Annotated in this window: 16 protein-coding genes and 1 other RNA gene; 6 read left to right on the top strand and 11 right to left on the bottom strand. The window is 51.4% G+C overall.

Going from position 1 to position 19359, the window contains the following annotated elements; all coding sequences use genetic code 11:
- The first annotated feature begins 139 nt into the window (after window positions 1–139).
- Window positions 140–2419 (top strand): S9 family peptidase, encoded by a 2280-nt coding sequence (locus tag C7382_RS06465; protein WP_116679477.1) that lies wholly within the window; start codon window positions 140–142, stop codon window positions 2417–2419.
- Window positions 2420–2508: 89 nt separating this feature from the next.
- Here C7382_RS06465 and C7382_RS06470 read toward each other — a convergent pair whose 3' ends face one another.
- The 6 genes from C7382_RS06470 to proS form a co-directional block, all read right to left on the bottom strand.
- Window positions 2509–3897 carry a YihY/virulence factor BrkB family protein gene (locus C7382_RS06470; RefSeq protein WP_116679478.1) on the bottom strand — a complete coding sequence of 463 codons (1389 nt, stop codon included), beginning with the start codon at window positions 3895–3897 and terminating at the stop codon, window positions 2509–2511.
- Between the two features lie 75 nt (window positions 3898–3972).
- Window positions 3973–4355: RNase P RNA component class A (gene rnpB / locus C7382_RS06475), an RNA gene on the bottom strand.
- 33 nt (window positions 4356–4388) lie between these two features.
- Window positions 4389–5507 (bottom strand): Mrp/NBP35 family ATP-binding protein, encoded by a 1119-nt coding sequence (locus C7382_RS06480; protein ID WP_116679479.1) that lies wholly within the window; start codon window positions 5505–5507, stop codon window positions 4389–4391.
- Window positions 5508–5519: 12 nt separating this feature from the next.
- Window positions 5520–6284 (bottom strand): tRNA (guanosine(46)-N7)-methyltransferase TrmB, encoded by a 765-nt coding sequence (gene trmB / locus C7382_RS06485; RefSeq protein ID WP_116679480.1) that lies wholly within the window; start codon window positions 6282–6284, stop codon window positions 5520–5522.
- A gap of 9 nt (window positions 6285–6293) precedes the next feature.
- Window positions 6294–6620, bottom strand: coding sequence for a hypothetical protein (locus C7382_RS06490; protein ID WP_116679481.1), 327 nt, complete (start codon window positions 6618–6620; stop codon window positions 6294–6296).
- Between the two features lie 202 nt (window positions 6621–6822).
- Window positions 6823–8304 carry a proline--tRNA ligase gene (gene proS, locus C7382_RS06495; protein ID WP_116679482.1) on the bottom strand — a complete coding sequence of 494 codons (1482 nt, stop codon included), beginning with the start codon at window positions 8302–8304 and terminating at the stop codon, window positions 6823–6825.
- Window positions 8305–9110: 806 nt separating this feature from the next.
- Between proS and C7382_RS06500 the strand changes: the two genes are divergently transcribed.
- From C7382_RS06500 to groL, 4 genes are all read left to right on the top strand, one after another.
- Window positions 9111–10607, top strand: coding sequence for an IMP dehydrogenase (locus C7382_RS06500; protein ID WP_116679483.1), 1497 nt, complete (start codon window positions 9111–9113; stop codon window positions 10605–10607).
- Complete coding sequence (gene miaA, locus C7382_RS06505) at window positions 10604–11524, top strand: tRNA (adenosine(37)-N6)-dimethylallyltransferase MiaA (protein ID WP_116679484.1); 921 nt, start codon at window positions 10604–10606, stop codon at window positions 11522–11524. The genes C7382_RS06500 and miaA overlap by 4 nt, the downstream gene beginning before the upstream one ends.
- 210 nt (window positions 11525–11734) lie before the next feature.
- Window positions 11735–12004, top strand: coding sequence for a co-chaperone GroES (locus C7382_RS06510; RefSeq protein ID WP_116679485.1), 270 nt, complete (start codon window positions 11735–11737; stop codon window positions 12002–12004).
- Window positions 12005–12043: 39 nt separating this feature from the next.
- On the top strand, window positions 12044–13681 hold the full coding sequence (gene groL / locus C7382_RS06515; RefSeq protein ID WP_116679486.1) for a chaperonin GroEL: 1638 nt from the start codon (window positions 12044–12046) through the stop codon (window positions 13679–13681).
- A 108-nt stretch (window positions 13682–13789) separates the two neighbouring features.
- Here groL and C7382_RS06520 read toward each other — a convergent pair whose 3' ends face one another.
- Complete coding sequence (locus tag C7382_RS06520; RefSeq protein WP_116679487.1) at window positions 13790–14488, bottom strand: hypothetical protein; 699 nt, start codon at window positions 14486–14488, stop codon at window positions 13790–13792.
- Window positions 14489–14516: 28 nt separating this feature from the next.
- Window positions 14517–15656, bottom strand: coding sequence for an AAA family ATPase (locus C7382_RS06525; protein WP_116679488.1), 1140 nt, complete (start codon window positions 15654–15656; stop codon window positions 14517–14519).
- A 216-nt stretch (window positions 15657–15872) separates the two neighbouring features.
- On the opposite strand from C7382_RS06525, the gene C7382_RS06530 reads away from it, so the two are divergent.
- Window positions 15873–16466, top strand: a complete 594-nt coding sequence (locus tag C7382_RS06530) for a hypothetical protein (RefSeq protein WP_207772720.1) — start codon at window positions 15873–15875, stop codon at window positions 16464–16466.
- Window positions 16467–16576: 110 nt separating this feature from the next.
- Here the strand turns inward: C7382_RS06530 and C7382_RS06535 are convergent, their stop codons facing one another.
- Genes C7382_RS06535 through C7382_RS06545 form a run of 3 tightly spaced genes read right to left on the bottom strand, consistent with a single transcriptional unit; the run spans window position 16577 to window position 19339 of the window.
- Window positions 16577–17698, bottom strand: a complete 1122-nt coding sequence (locus tag C7382_RS06535; protein WP_116679489.1) for an endonuclease/exonuclease/phosphatase family protein — start codon at window positions 17696–17698, stop codon at window positions 16577–16579.
- 14 nt (window positions 17699–17712) lie between these two features.
- Window positions 17713–18639 carry a rhomboid family intramembrane serine protease gene (locus C7382_RS06540; protein ID WP_116679490.1) on the bottom strand — a complete coding sequence of 309 codons (927 nt, stop codon included), beginning with the start codon at window positions 18637–18639 and terminating at the stop codon, window positions 17713–17715.
- A complete protein-coding gene (locus tag C7382_RS06545) occupies window positions 18623–19339 on the bottom strand; it encodes a rhomboid family intramembrane serine protease (protein WP_116679491.1) in 717 nt (238 codons plus the stop codon). The genes C7382_RS06540 and C7382_RS06545 overlap by 17 nt, the downstream gene beginning before the upstream one ends.
- Between the last annotated feature and the right edge of the window lie 20 nt (window positions 19340–19359).

The raw sequence follows: 19359 nt of genomic DNA on the forward strand, positions 1-19359 counted from the left end.
GCTACGGACGTAAGCACTAAAGATAGGAAGAGCCGCATCAGCGTGCCGAAACTTGACGCGCACAGAGCAAACAATCTGACCCTAAAAAGAATTAATAAGAAACAAGCACAGTATCTAATCAAAAAGTAAGAAAAGAACAATGAAACTGAAATTATTCTTGGCAAGCGTCCTTACCTTTGTCGGTATGACAGTACAAGGACAAACACCCGTCGGTGACTGGAAAGGTACCCTCGACATTCCCCAGGCCAACCTGAAGTTGGAGCTTATCTTCCACATCACAGGCGAAGACAACAACCTCAAAACTACGATGGACGTGCCCATGCAGGGCGCAACGGATGTGCCCGTGGAGAAGACCACGTTCGAGGACGGGCGACTTTCGCTCAGCGTTGCAGCTATCCAATTCTCCTACAGCGGTACGCTTGCAGGCGATAGCATAGTGGGCGAAGTGGAGCAGATGGGACTTAAGCTACCGCTCACGCTACGTCGCTTCAGCGCCTCACTACCGGGCAATACTGCGCTGCCCAGCACCCCAGAGGAGCTACGCGCTCTGGAAGCATGGGACAAAGGCACGTATAAGTACAAGGTAGAAGACTATTTTGCCAAGCCCAAGGCATCGAGCTTCCAACTGAGCCCGAACGGACGCTATCTCTCCTACAAAGAAAAGGACGAAGCAGGCAAACAGCATGTCTATGTGAAGGAACTGAGCACCGGCGTCGTGCGACGCGCCATCGAGGAGAAAGAAGAGCTTATCAAGGGATATGGATGGATCAATGATGAGCGTCTTTTCTACTCCATGGACCGCGGAGGCAACGAGAACTACCACATATACGTGGCCAATATCGACGGAAGTAACAGCCGCGACCTCACACCCTTCGACGGCGTGCGCGCCTCCATCGACAGAATCCTGAAGGACCAAAAGGACATCATGATTATCTCGATGAACAAGAACAATCCGCAAATCTTCGAGCCGTATCGCCTCAACGTGGTGACGGGCGAGCTGACACTCCTCTATGAGAATAAGGATGCAGCCAATCCGATACAGGAATATGAGTTCGACAAGGATGGCGAGCTGCGTGGCTATTCACGCCTGGTGAACGGCGTGGAGTCAGAACTCTATTATAAAGACCGCTCAACGGGGCTATTTAGCCTCGTTCGCAAGATGCGCTGGGACGACACATTCTCTCTCCTCTCATTCAACTATGCTTCCGCCAACAAGGACGAAGCCTATGTCCTCACCAATATCGACAGTGACAAGACGCGCATTGTCCTCTACGACTTTGCCAAGAACCAAATCGTGCGCGAAGTTTTCGCCCACGACGATTACGACGTGAGCAGTCTGCACCTTTCTCGCAAGCGCAACTACGAATTGGACTACGTAGCCTACGAAGGTGATAAGTCCGTCCTCGTGCCGCTGAGTGCGACCTTCAAGGATTTGCACGAGCGGATGCAGAAGGAGTTCCCGGGCAAAGAAGTTGCCGTGGTGGACTATGACGACAACGAAACGACCTTCTTAATAATCGTGCACAGCGACCGTATCGTAGGTACTTACTATCAATATGATGCCGGCACGAAGAAGTTCTCCCTTCTCTATGACCTCATGCCGCAGTTGCACGAAGAGGACATGGCCGAAATGCGCCCGATTACATTCCGCAGCCGCGACGGCCTCACCATCCACGGATACATTACCCTCCCCAAGGCTGCACTCAACGGAGAGAAAGTGCCACTCATCGTCAATCCGCACGGAGGTCCCCAAGGTATTCGCGATTCATGGGGATTCAATCCTGAGACACAGCTCTTCGCCAGCAGAGGTTACGCTACCCTGCAAGTCAACTTCCGCATCTCCGGCGGATACGGGAAGGAATTCCTCCGCGCCGGATTCAAGCAGATCGGTCGCAAGGCGATGGACGACGTGGAAGACGGTGTGCGCTACGCCATCAGTCAGGGATGGGTGGACTCTGACCGCATCGCCATCTATGGAGCGAGCCACGGCGGATATGCCACGCTCATGGGGCTGGTGAAAACGCCCGATCTCTATGCTTGCGGTGTTGATTACGTGGGCGTATCCAATATCTATACGTTCTTCGATTCGTTCCCCGAGTATTGGAAGCCCTATAAGGAACTGGTGAAAGAAATCTGGTACGATCTCGACAACCCCGAGGAAGCAGCCATTGCAAAGGAGGTTTCTCCCGTGTTCCAGATCGACAAGATCAAAAAACCGTTGTTCGTCGTTCAGGGCGCCAACGACCCGCGCGTAAACATCAACGAGTCGGATCAGATCGTGACTGCTCTCCGTACTCGCGGATTTGAAGTGCCTTATATGGTGAAGTACAATGAAGGTCACGGTTTCCATCGCGAGGAGAACTCGATGGAGCTGTATCGTGCCATGCTCGGATTCTTCGCCAAGCATCTCAAGCACTAATCTACCGAAGCGACGACACATAAAAAGGGGCTATGGCATTATTGCCATAGCCCCTACTGTATTTGCCATCTCTGCAAGCCGAAATCTGTTTACAAATCCCGTAGCAACGTATCTGCCGGTGGCAGGAAATGGCCGCTGCGCGTTGCTTCCGTCAGTTTCCATTGGGAGAAGAATTGCGCTGCCCGATCGACCTTGAACGACTCGCTGCCGCACCGGTCAATCTTGTCCAATACCAAGCCTACGGTCAATTTGTCGGGATCCATCGCCGGACTGAAGTACTCGATCTTTGTATCCGGAGCATAATTTACCTCCATCACCACGCCCACGCTCTGAAGCCGGTGGACGGCATCGGCGACGAGGCGTATCGGGGCTTTGCTCTCCATCGCCAAAGAGTCGATGGTGCGCGGCTTACGTTCGTCGGACACAAACCGCTTGACAATGAGGGAAGCCACCACTATGGTAATAAAGTCCATATAGCGGCGCGATACTTTGGAGGTGTCTTTCTCGAAAGCAAACTTGCGGACGTTCTGGATCGAGAAGCTCAGCTGCGCCCCGAAGAGAATGATCGTCCACGAGAGCTGGATCCACAGCAACAACAACGGCACTACAGCAAAACTACCATAGATGGCGTTATACTTGGATATCCAAAGGATTCCACTCATATAGAGCGCTTGGAAAATCTGGAAGACGATACCCGAGAGCGTGCCCGCTATGAACGCCGGCAGGAAGTGCACCCGCACGGTCGGCAGCGCCATATACATACCCGTAAACAGCAAGACGATCGTGACATACGGTACCAGATTGAGGATCAGACTCAGGATGGGACCGAAGAAGATGTATTCGCTGAAGTAAGTTCCCTGCACGGTGGTCATCATCAACGTCAGACCACTCGATGCTATCATGAAAACAGGCATCAGAAAGAAAGCCCCCGTATAATCGATGATCCTGCGCTTCCAAGGGCGCCTCTTCTGCGTCTGCCAGATGCTCACGAAAGTATCTTCTACATCAGCGATCAGGGCGAAGACAGTATACAGCAACACAATAAGTCCGACACCAACAAAAAGACCTCCCTGCACCTGCATGAGATAGTTCTCCACATAGCCGAAGGCTTGATCGAACTCCGCCTGATGGCTCGGCAGGTATTCCTTGAGCCAGTCACGCACATACTGCTGCAATCCGAATCCTTTGGCGATACCGATCAGTACAGCCAACATCGGCACGATCGAAATAACCGTGCGGTAAGTCAGTGCGGAGGCTTTCGTCGCCAGATCATTCTGGTCGAAATAACGAACGGACAGAAAAACCGACTTCATGGCATTGATCGTCACCCACCGGGGACCCGATACATCTTCGTCCGTGAGGCGCCACATATCGTTTGTGACGAAACGAATCATCCGATGGACCTTGATGCTCCACACCTGCCAGAAACCTCTGTCGTTGTTCCTCTTCTTCCCGTTCTTGTCGATGCTTTCTTTCATAAACGATCGCTTTATTGCGTTAGGGGATGTAAAAAAAAGCTGCCCGCGGATTTCCCACAGAGCAGCAAACAAAAGAAAAGCAGCAGATCTATAAGCCGGGTTCTGTACTCACCTCCACACGTGGACGGAGCGTCTGTCATTTATCTTGGCTGTGCGTCACCGCAAAAGCTCCAGCGATCTACCCCCCGGCATCGGGCGAGCCACCCTACTGCGCCGGTGTACATGATCTTACAACCCGTCAGTCGTACGGCATGCAACGTCACCGTTGCATCCGGTAGTCTCTTACGCTACCTTCTCACCCTTACCCCCGTCCGCAGCCGAAGCGCGGTCAGCGGCGGTTATTTTCTTCTACGTATCTCTACCCTCGCGGATAGCTTCCCGTTAGGAAGGACGGTGCTCTGCGTTGCCCGGACGTTCCTCCCGCTCCTCGCAGAGCGAGCGACAGACCGATCTGCTGCTTGTTCCCTTTTGCTTCTCCTTATTTCTTTCTATTAGCGATGATTCACCTCGACAACCTTCGTGGGGTCGAGATGCTCGTTGCGATAGTCCACCTGCTCGATGACCCGAGCGGCCAGTTCGCGGAAAGCGATGCCCGTCATCGAATCTTCACGCACGGCGGACGGGATACCTTCGTCTCCGCTCTCGCAAATACTCTGTACCAATGGAATCTGACCCAACAAAGGAATATGGAGCTCCTCTGCCAGATTCTTGCCTCCATCACGTCCAAAGATATAGTATTTATTCTGAGGAAGTTCTGCCGGCGTAAACCAAGACATGTTCTCCACCAAGCCGAGGATGGGTACATTGATCTTGTCTCCCACGAACATGCTGATACCCTTACGTGCATCGGCCAACGCCACTTCCTGCGGTGTCGTTACGACTACAGCACCCGTAATGGCCAACGTCTGCACCAATGTCAAATGAATATCGCTCGTTCCCGGTGGCATATCGATGAGGAAATAATCCAGCTCGCCCCAATGGGCATCGCGGATCAGCTGCGTCAGCGCATTCCCCGCCATGCTTCCGCGCCAGAGGACTGCGTCGTTAGGGTCCACAAAGAAACCGATGGAGAGAATCTTCACCCCCATCACCTCCTCCGGAACGATGAGCTCGCGCCCGTCGATCTCTTCCAACACCGGACGCGCCTCTTCGCAATGGAACATCTTGGGCATGGACGGACCGAATATATCCGCATCCAACAAGCCCACGCGATAGCCGGCCTTCGCCAACGACACGGCCAGATTGGCAGTCACCGTACTCTTACCTACGCCTCCCTTACCGGAGAAGACGGCGATGATGTTCTTCACACCGGGTAGGAGTTTGGCCGGAGCAGCAGGTATCGCCTGCTTGCTCTTGACCGAGATATTACCCTTGATATCCACATCCTCACTGATGTAGGTGAGGATGGCCGACTCGGCCGCCTTGACCACCGATTTGATAAAGGGGTCGTTTGCTTTATCGAATATCAGGGAGAATGACACCTTGTTGCCGTCTATCCTGATGTCGTCCTCCACCATTCCGGCGGAGACCAAGTCTTTACCTGTACCGGGATAGCGCACCTTGCTCAGGACGTCGAGGATGAGCTTCGGGTATAATGTTACGTATGCCATGATGATTGTTTTTTATTCGGATGGGGCGGCTCCGCTGTGTCGGGACCGATTGTAGCTGCGATAGCTGTCCGGCTCGATCTCAATATCCGGCTCTTGGTAGCCTCCCTGCGGTTCGCAAGGATCGAAGCTGATGTACTTGATCGTCAGCCCCCGCTCCAACCATTGTTGTTCGTAATAGGTTTTGATACCGAGTATTTCGTTCTCTACCCCATTGCCATAGAGGTCAGCGGTTATCTCATGCACGGGAAGTGCATTCAGCTCCACCAAGGCTTTTGTATAGGTGTAGAGGAATGGGCTGTCTGTTTTGAGATGGATGCGCCCGCCCGGGCTGAGCACGCGGTTGTACAATGAGAGAAAGCGCGAACCCGTCAGGCGTTTGCTCACCTTCTTCATCTGCGGATCGGGAAAAGTGATCCAGATCTCGGCCACCTCTCCCTCGCTGAAGAAACGATCCAGCAGCTCAATGTCGGTACGCAAGAAAGCTACATTGCTCATGCCTGTCTCGTGCGACTCCTTGGCACCTGCCCACATGCGGGCTCCTTTGATGTCGATGCCGATGAAGTTCTTCTCCGGAAAGCGCTTGCCCAACCCCACCGTGTATTCTCCCCTGCCGCAACCTAATTCGATCACGATCGGCCGATCGTTGCGGAAGAAGTCCGCATGCCAGCGCCCCCGCAAAGGGAAGCCTCCGGCCGATTGTAAGACGGCAAAAGGATATTGGAAGACGTGTGGCAACGTCTCCATCTCGGCAAACTTCGCCAACTTATTCTTGCCCATGCTGCAGGATCAGTCCTCGAAGAGATTGATGCTCTCGCAGTATTCCAGCTCGCCTTGTACGACAAAGCGGATTTCCTCCGGAGTGAAGAGTCCCACCTCATCTCGCTTGGCATTTTGGACTACATATTCCACCAACTCGTCTTCGTCCACTTCTACCACCTCATCGCTGTCCTCGGCCATGTCCATATAGCCGCGACTTTCGTAGAAGTCATAGATCAGATCGACGATATAGACGATGTCGTCATCGCTCAACTTCTCTTTCAATTCCTGCGGAATGTAGTTGCGCACATATGCTACCGAAGCAGCGTCGTCGTATAGTTGGATATCTTCTTGCATTGTTTTTTCATTTTTGTATGGTTGCGTTAGAAAGGGCGAACTACAACTTTGTTTTTTCATCCTTTTCTAATAGCTGTGTCAGAAAGGGATACAGTCTGGGCGCTGAGAGCGAGGGGGAGGGAGTATACTAAAGTATATGACCGAACCCGAATCTCGATAGCAACGCAACAGTTCGCCCTTTATGCTTTATGACACAACTAACTTAATAGGCTCGCGCGAACAACACCCTTTGTACCGACGGCTTGCCCGTCACCATACAAACGCCGGGAGTCGTATCACCTGCGAGAGGAATGCAGCGGATGGTCGCCTTGGTTTCAGCTTTGATTCGCTCCTCGGTTTCGGGCGTTCCGTCCCAGTGAGCCAGAATGAATCCACCCTCCTCTATCTTCTCCTTGAATTCTTCGTACGTGTCCACCGTGATCGTATGCTCTTGACGATAATTCAGCGCCTTCCGGAAGATATTTTTCTGGATGTCGTCCAACAGATCGGCCACCGTATTCTCTATATTGTCAAGAGAGAGGGTCTCCTTCGTCAGTGTATCGCGACGAGCCACCTCGACGGTATTGTTCTCCAGATCACGAGCACCCATGGCCAAACGTACAGGTACGCCCTTGAGTTCGTACTCGGCAAACTTCCATCCCGGCTTCTTGTTGTCGCTATTGTCGTACTTGACCGAAATGCCCTTGGCGCGAAGTGCGGCGATGATCTGCTGAGCCTTCTCGTCGATCTGAGCCAACTGCTCTTCGTTTCGATAGATCGGTACAATTACCACTTGGAAAGGAGCCAACTTCGGAGGCAGCACCAATCCATTATCGTCTGAGTGTGTCATGATGAGAGCACCCATCAGACGAGTAGAAACGCCCCACGATGTCGCCCACACGTAGTCACGATTGCCGTCCTTGTCGGCAAAGGTCACGTTGAAAGCCTTGGCGAAGTTCTGTCCGAGGAAGTGCGACGTACCGCTCTGCAGCGCCTTGCCGTCCTGCATCAGCGCTTCGATGGTATAGGTGTCCACAGCTCCGGCAAATCGCTCATTGGCAGACTTCACCCCGCGCACCACAGGCATGGCCATATATTCCTCCGCAAAGGTGGCATATACGTCCAGCATGCGACGAGCTTCCTCTTCGGCCTCGTCCTTGGTGGCATGCGCAGTATGACCTTCCTGCCAGAGAAATTCGGCCGTACGCAGGAATAGACGCGTGCGCATCTCCCAGCGCACCACATTGGCCCATTGATTACAGAGGATGGGGAGGTCGCGGTGGCTTTGGATCCAGTTCTTATAAGTATTCCAGATGATCGTCTCCGACGTCGGTCGCACGATCAGTTCTTCTTCGAGCTTGGCCTGCGGATCCACGACCACCCCGTCGCCGTCAGGATTAGCTTTGAGACGATAGTGCGTCACGACGGCACATTCTTTTGCGAAGCCCTCCACGTGGTCAGCTTCGCGACTGAGAAAACTCTTAGGGATAAAAAGCGGGAAGTATGCATTCATGTGACCGGTTTCCTTGAACATATCGTCCAACTGTCGTTGCATCTTCTCCCATATTGCATAGCCATAGGGCTTGATAACCATACAGCCGCGCACAGCGGAATTCTCAGCCAAGTCGGCTTTGATCACCAAGTCTTGATACCACTGCGTATAGCTTTCGCTACGCGGTGTCAGCTCTTTCAGTTCTTTTGCCATTTGATGATTATAGTGTGTCTTAGTCCTTATTCCGGAATGTTACAATGTCGCAAAGGTAGTAATAACGCGCCAAAAACCCCTTGCAAAAGCTGCGGATGCCAGGGCTCACTTGAAATTTTATAGATAGTCCATATTGATAATGTCGGTAGGCTGTTTCGTGGCATTGATCTTTTCTATAGCAGCGAGTATAAACTTCCCATAAACTATACAACAAAAAAGAGCTAGATTTGAGCATTGAGGTATCAATCATTGTCACATTCAGAGGGAAAGAAATATGGTATAGTAATAGCGGCATAAGAAGAACCAATCACTATGTAAAGAAAAAGAAAATGAAATGAGCTCACTGAATTATCGGCAAGTTGTCAAAGCTTAACATAGGGCTCAAAAACGAGTTTTCGAAACCTCAAGTGTAAACAATGAGTCTATCCAGTCTCCGGCAGATGAAAAACTCTCGACAAAGAGTCAAAAAATCGTTTTTTCAGTCGTCACGCGTCGACAAAGAGCCGAAAAATGATTTTTTGTGCAAAAAATCGTCGACAAAGAGCCGAAAAATCGTTTTTTGAGTCTTTGTCGTCGGTTTTTTGGTTGAAAAACGATTTTTCTGCGTTTTGTTCGCAGTTTTTCAACAGAAAAATGCTTTTTCTGCTCTTTGTTCATCAACGGCGCTGTTTCCAACCCTTTTCGAGGCTTTCGGCCATAGACGACAAGCAGAAAATGTGCACAGCAAGCAAAAGATTGGCTATTTGGGAAAAACGAACTAAATTTGGCCGGAAATTTCAGAGTTTCAATACAAACACTACTCAGACATGGCAGTCTTCATCAATGAAGTTTCCAGAACGTTCGGCGAATACCTGCTTATTCCCGGCCTTACGACAGCGCAATGCTCTCCTCAGAACATCTCGCTACAGACTCCGCTCGTCAAGCACAAACGAGGCGAAGATCCCCGCATCAGACTGAATATCCCCTTTGTTTCTGCCATCATGCAATCCGTGTCCAATGACACCTTGGCCATCGAGCTGGCACGCAATGGCGGACTCTCGTTCATCTTCGGATCGCAGAGCATCGAGAGTCAGGCCGAGATGGTGCGTCGCGTAAAGAAGTTCAAAGCAGGCTTTGTCACCAGCGACTCCAACCTCCGACCGGACAATACACTGGCGGATGTGCTCGCCCTTGTGAAGAGAACCGGCCATAATAATATAGGTATCACCCACGACGGCACGCCCAACGGTCGCCTCATGGGCATTGTGACCAGCAGAGACTATCGCGTGAGCACGGACTCTCCGTCACGCTTGGTGCAGGAGTTCATGACGCCTTTCGAGCGTCTGACAGTGGGCAAAGTCGGCATCACGCTGAGCGAGGCCAACGACATCATCTGGAACAATAAGCTCAACACCCTGCCGATCATCGACGAAAACCAGCATCTTCAGTACTTCGTCTTCCGCAAGGACTATGACAGCCATAAGAACAATCCGCTCGAACTCTCGAACTATACCAATAAGACCCTTCTGGTCGGAGCCGGCATCAACACGCGCGACTATGCCGAGCGCGTCCCGGCACTGGTAGAAGCCGGCGTGGACGTTATCTGCATTGACTCATCAGACGGCTATTCCGAGTGGCAGGGCAATACGATCCGCTGGATCAAAGAGCACTACGGCGACACGCTGCCCGTAGGAGCCGGTAATGTAGTGGACCAAGAAGGCTTCAACTATCTCGCCGATGCGGGAGCCGACTTCATCAAGGTCGGCATCGGTGGCGGTTCGATCTGTATCACCCGCGAACAGAAAGGTATCGGACGCGGCCAGGCAACAGCTGTCATAGATGTGGCCAAGGCACGTGACGAATACTACAAACGCACAGGTTCCTACATCCCCATCTGTAGTGACGGCGGTTTGGTACACGACTATCACATGGTGTTGGCACTGGCTATGGGGGCGGACTTCTTGATGATGGGACGCTACTTCGCCCGTTTCGACGAGTCGCCCACACGCAAGATGAAAATCGGCAACAACATCGTGAAAGAATACTGGGGCGAAGGCTCCAACCGCGCCCAAAACTGGCAGCGCTACGACAGTGGCGGCAGCGAGAGTCTGAAGTTCGAAGAAGGTGTGGACAGCTATGTGCCCTATGCCGGTAAGATGAAAGACAACCTGACGACGACGCTCGGCAAGATCAAGGCGACGATGAGCAGCTGTGGTGTGGTCACCATCCCCGAGCTACAACAGAAAGCCAAGATCACTCTCGTGAGCAGCACCAGTATCGTAGAAGGCGGTGCACACGACGTCATCCTCAAAGATCGCGGATGATCACCATCCTCGGGCCCACGGCTTGTGGCAAAACGCGTCTGGCAGTTAGCCTCGCACTCCGCTTAGGCACCGAGATTATCAGCGCCGATTCGCGGCAGATCTACTGCGGCATGGACATAGGCACAGGCAAAGACCTGGCCGATTATCAGGTGGGAGGAATAACGATTCCTTACCACCTGATTGATATCAGACCAGCCGGTGACAAATACAATCTCTTCGCCTATCAGCACGACTTCCACCGTGCCTACGAGGACATCACTCGCCGCGGCATGGAGCCTGTGCTCTGTGGCGGTACGGGTATGTATATTGAGGCGGTGCTCAAAGGCTACCACCTCCCCGACGTCCCCCCCAATCCATCGCTTCGCGCTTCCCAACAAGGCAAGACCCTCGCAGAGCTGACGACGATCTTGGCCGGCTATGGTCCTCTCCACAATAAGACCGATGTGGACTCGGCTCAGCGCGCCATACGTGCGATAGAAATAGCGGACTTCATCAGCCGACAACCTGCCGAGCAAACCGAGTTTGCACCGATCGACAGCTTGATAATCGGTCTCGACCTTGATCGCGACACCCGCAGACGGCGAATTACCGACAGACTGCATGCCCGTCTGCAAGAAGGCATGCTCGACGAGGTCAGAGGACTGCTTGACAGCGGCATCCCCGCCGAGGACCTTATCTATTATGGTCTCGAATACAAATACGTCACCCTCTATATTACGAGGCAGACGGACTACCAGACCATGTTCACCAGACTCGAAACGGCCATTCATCAGTTTGCCAAGCGGCAGATGACTTGGTTCCGTGGCATGGAGCGTCGCGGCTTCCGCATCCATTGGATCAACGCCCTACTCCCCGTCGAAGAACAATGCGAGACGGCGCTCAGCCTCTATGCCGACTATGGGGGAGGTCATCAGTAGTCCGCGACACAACTGTCTTTATTTCCTGCCATTTTCGGCTTTCACGCTCGGCTTTTCTGTCATAATGACAGCGAAGGCAGCTTTGTCTAATGCTATTCAGTCAGAAAACACACATTGGTACACCTATTGCCAATAGTATTACGGATGTTGCAAAAGGGACATCCTTTTATAAAGAAGAAACGTAACTAACAATATCAAACAACAGAAGCAATGAACATCAAACCATTGGCAGACCGCGTTCTCGTGAAGCCGGCTGCAGCAGAAGAAAAAACAGTGAGTGGTATCATCATCCCCGATTCGGCCAAGGAAAAGCCTCTCAAGGGTGAAGTGATAGCCATAGGGAACGGTACCAAGGACGAAGAGATGGTACTCAAAGCAGGCGACACAGTCCTCTACGGCAAGTATGCCGGCACAGAATTGGAGCTGGAAGGCGAGAAGTATATCATCATGCGCCAAAACGATGTATTGGCCATCATCTAATCAACACAAACAAGAATCAAACAAAAAGACATAACGACTATGGCAAAAGAAATCAAATTCGATATGGAGTCACGTGATCTTCTGAAGAAGGGCGTGGACGCATTGGCAAATGCTGTGAAGGTGACACTCGGGCCGAAGGGTCGCAACGTGATCCTCAGCAAGACCTATGGTGCTCCTCACATCACGAAAGACGGTGTGAGCGTAGCCAAGGAAGTAGAGTTGGAATGCCCTTTCGAAAACATGGGTGCACAGCTCGTCAAGGAAGTGGCTTCTAAGACCAACGACGATGCCGGTGACGGTACGACCACTGCCACCATCTTGGCACAGAGCATCATCGGAGTAGGACTCAAGAACGTTACCGCCGGTGCCAATCCGATGGATCTGAAGCGTGGTATCGACAAGGCAGTGAAGGCTGTAGTGAACCACATCGCCGGCATGGCTCAGGAAGTGGGCGATGACTTCCAAAAGATCGAGCACGTGGCCAAGATCTCTGCCAACGGTGACGAAAACATCGGCAGCCTAATCGCTGAAGCTATGCGCAAGGTGAAGAAAGAAGGCGTTATCACGGTAGAAGAAGCTAAGGGTACCGACACGACGGTAGAAGTGGTAGAAGGTATGCAGTTCGACCGTGGCTACATCTCTCCTTACTTCGTGACCAATACGGACAAGATGGAAGTACAGATGGAGAACCCCTTCATCCTGATCTACGACAAGAAGATCTCGGTACTCAAGGAAATGCTTCCCATCCTCGAACAGACTGTACAGACTGGCAAGCCCCTCCTCATCATTGCAGAGGACATCGACAGTGAAGCACTGGCAACATTGGTGGTAAACCGTCTGCGCGGCAGCCTCAAGATCTGTGCCGTAAAGGCTCCGGGATTCGGTGACCGTCGCAAAGCGATGCTCGAAGACATTGCCATCCTCACGGGCGGTACGGTGATCAGCGAAGAGACGGGTCTGAAGCTCGAAAACGCTACGATGGATATGCTGGGAACAGCCGAGAAGGTGACCGTGGACAAGGACAATACTACGATCGTCAATGGTGCCGGCAACAAAGACGCCATCGCATCACGCATCACGCAGATCAAGGCGCAGATCGAGAATACGACCAGCGACTACGATCGTGAGAAGCTCCAAGAGCGTCTGGCCAAATTGGCCGGAGGTGTGGCTGTCCTCTATGTAGGTGCTGCCAGCGAGGTAGAAATGAAGGAGAAGAAAGACCGTGTGGACGATGCACTGAGCGCTACGCGTGCAGCCATCGAAGAAGGTACTGTACCCGGTGGTGGTACGGCTTACATCCGCGCCATCGCAGCATTGGAAGGACTCAAGGGCGAGAATGAAGATGAGACGACGGGTATCGAAATCGTGAAGCGCGCCATCGAAGAGCCTCTCCGTCAGATCGTGGCCAACGCCGGTAAGGAAGGTGCTGTCGTGGTACAACGGGTGAAGGAAGGTAAGGATGACTTCGGATACAACGCCCGCACGGATGTATTCGAGAACCTCTATAAGACCGGTGTCATCGACCCAGCCAAGGTAACGCGTGTGGCGCTGGAAAATGCCGCTTCTATCGCCGGTATGTTCCTGACGACCGAATGCGTGATCGCAGACAAGAAAGAGGATACTCCCGCTGTTCCGGCTATGCCCGGAGGCATGGGCGGAATGGGCGGCATGATGTAAAAAGCATCCCGTCAATTCCCCTGACAGTATAAACGACCTTTACGGAGGTTTTCCAAGACCGTGTCATAATCCAGCATTATGGCACGGTCTCTCTTTTGAAAGAGAAGTTTAGGCTTTATATTTGAGTATGTCGCCGATATAATCTGTCATTGCAGTTTTATAAAGGTCTGCGAGCATATCGACACATCCCATATTAGGGTATATACCTTTTTGGACGAAATTATCCAAGAAAAAACAATAAAATGAGGGTGAATAGTCCACAATATCTATCGCAACACCCCTTTCAAGTCCATCTATGGGATCGATATTGGGATTTGCGCCTTCTTTTATAAGCTTCCAACAAGCAGGAGCATTGCCTCGTTCAGCGTAATTGATGAGATCTAAGTCTATTTTACGAAATCCTTCGCTTATATATTGTGCTATTTGATCATCGTCCAAATACTCATCCTCCTCACTCAAGACATGGCGCAACGGACGGAAGGCACTATAATCGACAAGCTTGTAATTATTGATCTCAAATTTATCACATAATACTTCCAAACATTCGACAGCATCGTAATATTTGCGTCGCATGCCCTCTTCCTCCCCTGTTGCATACCGGTAAAGCGAATGGGTAACCCATGAAAGAAGATCAATAACCGATACTTCAATGTAATAAGTCGGCCAAAAATACTTCCGCGCATCTTTTTCCCATACTTGAATACGGATGAGCAAGTCTTCATGGGTAGCAATAAGTGATCGGAGCTTATCCTTCTGAACAAAGTAAGCTGCATAAAAACATTCGTCTCCTTTATACCTTCTATCCATAGTTTTGACAAGTCAGCCCCTCGCTTTCTTAGTACTCCCGTGCCAACCAATCGGAAAAAAAGTAGTCGTACACGCGATAGCCGTCTTCTTCCTGTGCGATCATATCATGCTTCAGGAGGGCTTTGATGGCGGACTGCACCGAGCTGGCCGAGGATAAATTGTATTTCGTGATAAAAGCAGAAGAGGTGATGCCTTGCGCTACCGCCTCCTTGGCAATGGCTTGGAGGACGAGCTTTTGCCTCGGAGCCAATTGAGCCAATAGGTATTTATAACTGCTTTCCTGCGTTTGGATAATATTCTTCCATGCCGTCTCGAAACTTTCCATCCCACAGTTTCCGCCGAGAGACGTCAGCGCAAACAGTTCGTTCATCATCATCTGCACAAACCACGTACAGCCTCCGAACGTCCCGTACACCCGTTCCACCAATGCCCGCTCCACCGTCTTATCTCGTTCTTCAAACAGACGCACGGCAAAGGCCGTATATATCGGCATCGGAATGGGATCTAATCCCATGCTGATAGCGCTTTGGTAGAAGGGCTTGGAAGAGGAGTTGAACATATTGTTCATCATCTGCTGTTTGCTTCCTGCGAAGATAAACATCGTATTCTTGCACTGTTGGATCTTGGTACGCAGCAGTGCCTCCACATTCTTTTCCTCATACGTCCCTATCTGCTGGAATTCGTCAATCGCCACGAGACAAGGCTTGTCGGCCGCTTCGAGATAGGCAAATATCTCGTCCAGCGTCGTCTGAGGTGCTTGTATATCGCCCAGCCCGATGTCGAAGCTCGGCTCTCCTGTGATGGCATTGAGCTTGAAGCCGATGCGGAGGGAGGAGATGATCTTAAAGAACTGCTCTGTCCAGGCCGTTTTCTTCGGCTTGAGCTCTTCATAAATGGTCTTGCCGAGGAGATAGACAAACTCTGCCAACGAAGTCGTGGCATAGATATCGACAAAGAAGGTATGATAATGCTCGTCGAATGCCTCCTGCCGGTAGCAGTGGCGGATGAGTCCGGTCTTTCCCATGCGTCGGGGAGAGATGAGAGCTACATTGCGCCCGTTCCTGATTTGCTTGATCAAGAAAGAGGTCTCTTCCTCTCGGTCACAGAAATAGCGATCGGCTACGTACCTGCCGATGACAAAGGGATTGATCATTGCCGTTGTTTCCATACGCTTGATTGTTTATTGCAAATATAATAATTGCAAGCACAATAAACTATTATTCTTTCGTTAATGTGCTGATTTTCATATCTTAGTTGTTCAACTTTTCTCTGCTGAGGACTGTTTTACTATCAACTTAGACGGAATGCTATCATATCGTTGCATCGTTCCGTTCGCTGTCAGAGAGCATACAGAAAGTGTATAATCCATCATACAGAAAGCGTTATGCTCCTATTAATTTTCGTGCAAAATCAGGACGAGACTCCGGTAGCCTTGTTCGAGCACATAGAGCATGGTCGTCACTGCTTCCGTTCCGTACCGAGCTATGAGATGCAGACGAAGATGGAAGACGGAGAACTCTTCGTCGATGAATCCATTGAAGCGGGAAAATTGCCTGACTATATGGAAATAGACTATAATGGGAATCGTCTGCCACTGTCCCGATTCATATTTACCGATAGCAGAAGGGTGGACATCTTCTGGCGTGAAATACCCAATCTCAACCAGCCTAACCAAGGCCTTGTGAGCGGCATTACCCGCGTCGATGCCTATTCCGTGGACAACGAAGACCTTTGCGACTACATCTCTCAACGCGAGCAGGTCTATGAGCAGATCGCACACTTACTCACAAAGCGTGGATATGAAGTGGATCGGGATTTCCAAGGATCGGAAGATGGCGAGGCGGTTATTTACAGGAGAGGCGGCAGGGAGGAATGGAACCTCCTGATGCACATGGATCCCATCTTCGTGGAGGAAGCTCCCCTTGATGAGCAGCTCCTCGCCAAATGGATTGCGCCCCATCTCCTCCCTGAAAATTAAAGTCAAGAGGGCCAAAAAAGAAATGAACCTCAAAAGTTTTTGTTCAACTTTTGAGGTTCATTTCTTTTTTGATAGACCCTCCTCTTAGCGAGGTTCCCTACCCATCCATTCTATTGCGCGACGAGATAGCACCAGACAGGATAATGATCGGAGGCGCGGATGGTGCGATCGACAGTACAATTGTAGGCTAAAAAGGTGGGAGAGTAAAATATATGGTCGATACGAACCTTATATACACGGTGATTGAATGTAAAGCCGGGGCCGTAACCCGTATCGGCATAAGCATCCCTCAGTCCTTGCCCGATATGATGGTGTGCATAGGAGACGGGGGTATCGTTGAAGTCGCCGCAGACAATGATATGCTCTGTTTCGGATCGGCTGATGTAGCGACTGACGGAATCGGCCTGCACAGCCCGCAGGGCATAGGCCGGCCCCATCTTGGCCGTCATCTGACGACTGAGGGCAGTAGCTTCTCCATCGCGTGCCATCTTCATATAGTCCTCACCATCGGCCATGGTCATACGGAAGCTTTCCAAGTGGTTGTTGACGACAAGAACACGTTTGTCCCGTATCATGAGCGTATAGGCTACAGAGCCGTTGAAAAGTGATTCATAGGCGATTCGTTCGGTCTCGACGATCGGAAACTTGGACAGGAGTATCAGACAGCTCCCTCCATCTTGTCCGCGGGCATAGGTGACATCGATATGGGGATATTCGGGCAGATAGCGACGGAAGGTTTCCCGACTGACATAACCGTCTTTTTTCCCACGACTGAGCCTCGCTTCCTGAAGGCAGATAATGTCGGCACCGCACCCCTTGATATACTTGAGAATGGGATTGGGTTGCTGACGGCTGTGCGCTTTAAAGTCAAAAGCCTTGACATTATAGGTCATGACTTTGATACGCTCATCCGGAATAGCGGATTCGCGTACTTTGCGATGAAGCGGGGTGTAGCTGTCGATCGTGCCCCACGTAATAAGCAAGAGGAGTGCATTGCCGATAATCCACACCACACGCGTGCGCAGTATCCAATAACCGACCATACCGATCTGGGCAGCCAACAGGAACGGAAAGGCCAGCCCGAAGAAAGCGGGCAGAACGAATGCATCGGGAGAAATATATACGGAGAGGACGGACAGCAAGTAGGCAGACGTGATAGCGAAATTAACCAGCACAGAAACGGAGTGCAGCAACGTGCGGACATGGCCTCGAGCTTTCTTCTTGGCAGACATGGGGGTGGTAAGTATTAGAGGCGTTTGCTTTGTTCGAAGAGACGACGCTTCTCCTCTGCTGTGAGTGAAGTATAGCCCGAGATGCGAATTTTGTCGAGAATATCATCGACAGAGGCAGCAGCATCGGACGATGCATCCGTAGGCGTAGGGGCAGAAGACGGAGAAGAAGGCGTTGCGTCCTTCCTATTATGAACACGGAAGGTAGATTTGCCATGAGAGCGCTTGCTGCGTCCGAAAGAATGTACTCCATCCACCAAGCGGTCTCCCAGTCGCTGGAACCACGCTGTAATATCTCGCCCTCTTGCCAGAGAGAGGGCAAACCACACACCGAAGAGGGCTCCTCCAATATGAGCCAAATGGCCTCCATAATTCCCTCCCGTGAGCAACAGAATATCCAGCAGGAACAGTCCGATGGCAAGCGTCGTGAGGCGTATTTGTCCGACAAAAAGGAGCTGCACACGTTCCCATCGAGCATAGAAAGCTGTACCGAATACAATGGCCATAACGCCGGCAGAGGCACCGACCAGAGGGCGTCCGAAGAACTCAATGCCAACCCAACCGGACAGCATGGTCACGATCACATAAAGCAAGCCTCCCGCCATTCCTCCGAGGAGATAAAGGCTGAACAGACGCTTGGGAAACTGATAGCGCAGGAAGAGCCGGCCGAACCAATGCAGCCACAGCATATTGAAGAGGAGATGCCATACATCGGCATGAATCCACATATAGGTGAGAATGCTCCACGGATGCCGCGAGAGGGTGTAAAGATCCGGAGAGAGCCAGAGCTCACGCTCCAACGAATAAGGATCGGCTCTGAAGAGAACCAAGACGAAATGCACCAGCCAGACAAGAATTGTCACAGCCATCGTGCAGAAGATAAGCCGCGTGTTCAGATCTGCACCATCCCACCGCCGACGCAAGGCCTTAATTATAGGGGCCATCAATCTCGCCTTTTTTCCGCCAGAGAAGAATCAAGAAGATCCCACCTATCATACCTCCCAAGTGGGCAAAATGTGCCACATTGCTTGCTCCGGCCATCGGAGCCACACCCAAGAAGAGTTCTATCAAGCCATAAAAGAGCACAAACCATTTGGCTTTGATGGGGACGGGGATGAAAAAGAGATAGATCGCGCTATTGGGGAACAACATCCCGAAAGCCAGCAACAGACCAAAGACAGCTCCTGAAGCACCGATGGTTACCGGCAGATTGAGGAACACATGCTTCAACAGCTCGGTACCATCAGGGAAACGAACCACTTCGGCGGCACTATCGGCCACAGCTTTGAAGTCGAAAGCCCATACGGCCTGCTGAGCAAGTGCCGCTGCAAGACCGCAAACAACGTAGTACGTCAAGAACCTCTTGGCACCCCAAAAGAGTTCGATCGTTCGCCCAAACATCCAGAGCGAAAACATATTGAAGAAGAGGTGGGAGAAGTTGGCATGCAGGAACATGTAGGAAAACAGCTGCGCTACATTGAACTTACCGGCTTGCAGGTAATGCAACCCGAGCATATCCGTCAGGTCTATCCCGAATCGCCCCTCCAAGACTGTCTGCGCAAGCCAGAAGAGCAGATTGATGATCATTAAGTTTTGCGTCACGGGGGGCGCAAACTGGAAACGTCTGTTATCGTAATTATCCATTGAAGTTATTGGTGTTTTAT

Source organism: Porphyromonas loveana, assembly GCF_003096695.1.
In the GTDB taxonomy this organism is placed as follows: Bacteria; Bacteroidota; Bacteroidia; order Bacteroidales; family Porphyromonadaceae; genus Porphyromonas; species Porphyromonas loveana.

What these genes read in the sequence shown, in the direction of transcription:
- C7382_RS06465 (WP_116679477.1), top strand. Translation starts at nt 140, where the DNA reads ATGAAACTGAAATTATTCTTGGCAAGCGTCCTTACCTTTGTCGGTATG.
- C7382_RS06470 (WP_116679478.1), bottom strand. Translation starts at nt 3,897, where the DNA reads ATGAAAGAAAGCATCGACAAGAACGGGAAGAAGAGGAACAACGACAGA.
- C7382_RS06480 (WP_116679479.1), bottom strand. Translation starts at nt 5,507, where the DNA reads ATGGCATACGTAACATTATACCCGAAGCTCATCCTCGACGTCCTGAGC.
- trmB (WP_116679480.1), bottom strand. Translation starts at nt 6,284, where the DNA reads ATGGGCAAGAATAAGTTGGCGAAGTTTGCCGAGATGGAGACGTTGCCA.
- C7382_RS06490 (WP_116679481.1), bottom strand. Translation starts at nt 6,620, where the DNA reads ATGCAAGAAGATATCCAACTATACGACGACGCTGCTTCGGTAGCATAT.
- proS (WP_116679482.1), bottom strand. Translation starts at nt 8,304, where the DNA reads ATGGCAAAAGAACTGAAAGAGCTGACACCGCGTAGCGAAAGCTATACG.
- C7382_RS06500 (WP_116679483.1), top strand. Translation starts at nt 9,111, where the DNA reads ATGGCAGTCTTCATCAATGAAGTTTCCAGAACGTTCGGCGAATACCTG.
- miaA (WP_116679484.1), top strand. Translation starts at nt 10,604, where the DNA reads ATGATCACCATCCTCGGGCCCACGGCTTGTGGCAAAACGCGTCTGGCA.
- C7382_RS06510 (WP_116679485.1), top strand. Translation starts at nt 11,735, where the DNA reads ATGAACATCAAACCATTGGCAGACCGCGTTCTCGTGAAGCCGGCTGCA.
- groL (WP_116679486.1), top strand. Translation starts at nt 12,044, where the DNA reads ATGGCAAAAGAAATCAAATTCGATATGGAGTCACGTGATCTTCTGAAG.
- C7382_RS06520 (WP_116679487.1), bottom strand. Translation starts at nt 14,488, where the DNA reads ATGGATAGAAGGTATAAAGGAGACGAATGTTTTTATGCAGCTTACTTT.
- C7382_RS06525 (WP_116679488.1), bottom strand. Translation starts at nt 15,656, where the DNA reads ATGGAAACAACGGCAATGATCAATCCCTTTGTCATCGGCAGGTACGTA.
- C7382_RS06530 (WP_207772720.1), top strand. Translation starts at nt 15,873, where the DNA reads ATGCTCCTATTAATTTTCGTGCAAAATCAGGACGAGACTCCGGTAGCC.
- C7382_RS06535 (WP_116679489.1), bottom strand. Translation starts at nt 17,698, where the DNA reads ATGTCTGCCAAGAAGAAAGCTCGAGGCCATGTCCGCACGTTGCTGCAC.
- C7382_RS06540 (WP_116679490.1), bottom strand. Translation starts at nt 18,639, where the DNA reads ATGGCCCCTATAATTAAGGCCTTGCGTCGGCGGTGGGATGGTGCAGAT.
- C7382_RS06545 (WP_116679491.1), bottom strand. Translation starts at nt 19,339, where the DNA reads ATGGATAATTACGATAACAGACGTTTCCAGTTTGCGCCCCCCGTGACG.